The following is a 3,351-nucleotide window of genomic DNA, read 5'->3' as shown; positions in this document are numbered from 1 at the left end:
CCGTCGCGTTCATCCGGCGCCGGCTGACGGGCGACTACGCCGTCGACAACTACGGCTATGACGCGGACTTCGCCGAGCACATCCTTTACCCCCTCCTCCGGCCGCTCTTCTACACCTGGTTCCGCGTCGAGGTTCGCGGCCTGGAGAACATTCCCAGCACCGGTGGCGCGCTCCTGGTGGCCAATCACTCCGGCACGGTCGCGGTCGATTCCCTGATGACCCAGGTCGCCATCCACGACAAGCACCCTGCGCACCGCCAACTGCGCGAGCTCGGCGCGGACCTGGTCTTCGGCACTCCCGGCCTGGGCAGCATCGCCCGCAAGGGCGGAGCCACCCTCGCCACCAACCCCGACGCCGAACGCCTGTTGACCAGCGGCGAACTCGTCGGTGTCTGGCCCGAGGGCTTCAAGGGTGTCGGCAAGCCGTTCAACGAGCGCTACAAACTTCAACGCTTCGGCCGCGGCGGTTTCGTTTCCGCGGCCATCCGCACCGGGGTGCCCATCATCCCGTGCGCGATCATCGGTGCCGAGGAGATCTACCCGATGATCGCCAATCTCAAGGGCTTGGCCAACCTGGTGGGTCTGCCCTATTTCCCGGTGACGCCCACCTTCCCCTGGCTCGGCCCCCTGGGCATGATTCCGTTGCCGAGTAAATGGATCATCGAGTTCGGCCCGCCCGTCGACACCGGCGCCTTCGACCCGAAGGCCGCCGACGATCCGATGATCGTCTTCGACCTGACCGACCGGGTGCGCGAGACCATCCAGCAGACCGTCTACGGCCTCCTGGCCTCGCGGCGCTCTGTCTTCCACTGACGGCGTGCGACTGCCCCGCGCGCGCCCAGCCCGTATGCCGTCCGCTCACCGCGTGTCCGCACCGGGGGCCGGGACTGTCCCGCCGGTTGTGCTCATCGGCCGCCCGGGTTGTCACCTGTGCGCGGACGCGGAGCCGGTCGTGCGCGCAGTGGCGGCCGAGTTCGGACTGACTGTTGTCGAGCAGTCGGTGGACGACGACGCGCGCCTGAGCGCGGCATACGGCGATCTGATCCCGGTGGTGTTGATCGACGGAGAGGTCCACGCCTACTGGCGGGTCGATCCGCAACGGCTGCGCGCCGCGCTCGGCGCCCGTGGTCGCTGACCCACGGGCGCAGGGTGACGCTGCTCACGTGGCCGTCGCGACGACGAAGGACCATGCCCGCAGGGGTATCTCACTCTGCACGCGAGACTTTGTGAAGGCCTTCACAAGCGCGTAGCCTTGCGAGAAGCGCGAGGGTGCCGATCGGCACCCGGATCGCCCCGACCACGCCTGACAGAACGAGGTGACCCAGGTGTCAGCGACCGAGATCCGGCGTCGCGGCATCCCTGACGCCACGGTCGCCCGCCTGCCCGACTATCTTCGCGCGTTGACCTCGATGAGCGACAGGGGGGTCGTCTCGACCTCCTCCGAAGCGCTCGCGGCGGCCACCGGCGTAGGCTCGGCGATGGTGCGCAAAGACCTCTCGTTCCTCGGCAGTCATGGCGTGCGCGGAGTCGGGTATGACGTTACCCACCTCTCGGTCGAAATCGCCCGGGCGCTCGGTCTGACGCGCGACTGGCCCGTGCTGATCGTCGGCATGGGCAACCTCGGGCGCGCCCTCGCCGCCTATGGCGGTTTCGCGGCGGGCGGATTCCAGCTCGTCGCGCTGCTGGATCGGGATCCCGCAGTCGTCGGCCAGCCCGTGGCCGGCCTGGTGGTCAGCGCGATGACCGCGCTCCCGGCGCTGGCCGCGGCCCCCGACACGCTGGGTGTGATCACCACCCCCGCGCACGCCGCCCAGGAGGTCTGCGACGCACTCATCGCGGCCGGTGTCACTTCGATCCTGAACTTCGCCGCCGTGACCTTGAACGTGCCTGCCGGCGTCGATGTGCGCAAGGTCGATGTCGCAACGGAACTGCAGATCCTCGCCTTCCACAAGCAGCAGCGCAGCCGCGCTCCGAAGCTGGCGGTGGCGCCGTGAGCCTGCTCGTCCTCGGCCTCTCCCACCACAACGCACCCCTCGACCTGCTCGAACGGATCAGCCTCGACGCCTCCGGCCGCCGCGATCTCGCCCACGCCATCGCCGGGAGCGAGCACGTCCGCGAGGTCGTCGTTGTCTCCACCTGCAACCGGACCGAGGTGTACGCCGAGGCCGCCACCTTCCACGGCGCGATCGCGGACATCACCGATGCCCTGTCCGGGCAGTCGGGCCTTCCGCGGGCCGACCTGACCGAGCGACTCGGGGTGCACTACGAGGATGGTGCGATCGCGCATACCTTCCGGGTAGCAAGCGGTCTCGACTCGATGGCGTTGGGGGAGAACCAGATTCGGGCACAGCTGCGGGTCTCGTTGCACGAGGCACAAGCTGCCGGGCTGACCGGGTCGAGCCTCAACCAGCTCTTCCAGCAGGCGTTGCGGGTCGGCAAGCGCGTCCACACCGAGACCGGCATCGAGACGTATTCCTCCTCGCTGGTCGAGACCGCATTCGGGGCGGCCTCGCAGATCGTCGGCCCCCCGGCGCAAACGCGACTCGTCGTCGTCGGGGCGGGCGCAATGGCGGCATTGGTAGCGACCACGGCGGCGCGCGCGGGCTACGGCTCGATCGTCATCGTCAACCGGACGTATGCCCGCGGTGAAGCCCTGGCCTTCCGCGTCGGCGGCCGCGCCGCCCACCTAGCCGAACTTCCCGATGCCCTCGGCGCCGCCGATGTGGTCGTGTCGTGCGTCGGGGCGCCCGGCCTGGTGCTGACAGCATCCGTGGTGGACGCGGCGCGGGCGGGGTCGCAGCGGCCCCAGGTGTTGGTCGACCTGGCGATGCCGCACGACATCGAGCACGCGGCTGGGGACCTGCGGGGGGTCACGCGACTCGGGTTGGATCACCTGGGCGCCCGGCTGCGCGCGGTAACGGGCAACCCCGTCGTCCGGGCGGCCACCGGCCTGGTCGACACCGAGGTCGCCGACTTCATCAGCGCCCGGTCCGTCCAGGCGGCGGTCCCGACGATCGCGGCCATGCGTGAACGAGGCGCCACGATCCTCGCCGGTGAAGTGGGCCGCCTGCGCTCGCGCACGCCGAATCTCGGCGACGCCGAACGTCGCGAGGTCGAGATCGCCATGGGCCGGCTCGTCGACAAGCTCCTGCACGGCCCCACCGTGCGGGTCAAGGAACTCGCGGCCAGCGGCCGGATGGCCGAGTATGCCGACGCCCTTGCCGAACTCTTCGCACCCGCGCCGGCCGCGGAATCGGGGGCGGTGACCTTGCCGGCGCTCGCCTACGACCGACCCAGCGAGGGCGGGTCGAGCGCAGTCACCGGCGCAGCCGCCGGCGCCGACGACTCCGAA

At 70.2% G+C, this 3,351-nt stretch carries 4 protein-coding genes; all 4 read left to right on the top strand.

Annotated elements, in window-relative coordinates; translation table 11 throughout:
• Positions 1–812: lysophospholipid acyltransferase family protein (locus tag B4L26_RS06630; protein ID WP_290717294.1), on the top strand; the 812-nt coding region annotated here is incomplete at its 5' end.
• 52 nt (positions 813–864) lie between these two features.
• Positions 865–1,134 carry a glutaredoxin family protein gene (locus B4L26_RS06625; RefSeq protein ID WP_290717292.1) on the top strand — a complete coding sequence of 90 codons (270 nt, stop codon included), beginning with the start codon at positions 865–867 and terminating at the stop codon, positions 1,132–1,134.
• Positions 1,135–1,315: 181 nt separating this feature from the next.
• On the top strand, positions 1,316–1,993 hold the full coding sequence (locus tag B4L26_RS06620) for a redox-sensing transcriptional repressor Rex (protein WP_349680476.1): 678 nt from the start codon (positions 1,316–1,318) through the stop codon (positions 1,991–1,993).
• Positions 1,990–3,351 (top strand): glutamyl-tRNA reductase (locus B4L26_RS06615; protein WP_290717288.1); only part of this gene is annotated, 1,362 nt, incomplete at its 3' end. The genes B4L26_RS06620 and B4L26_RS06615, both read left to right, overlap by 4 nt.

The organism is Gordonia sp. UBA7599 (genome assembly GCA_002477755.1).
In the GTDB taxonomy this organism is placed as follows: domain Bacteria; phylum Actinomycetota; class Actinomycetes; order Mycobacteriales; family Mycobacteriaceae; genus Gordonia.
Note: the sequence above shows the minus strand (reverse complement) of the source record. Positions and strands in the feature narration are given on the sequence as shown.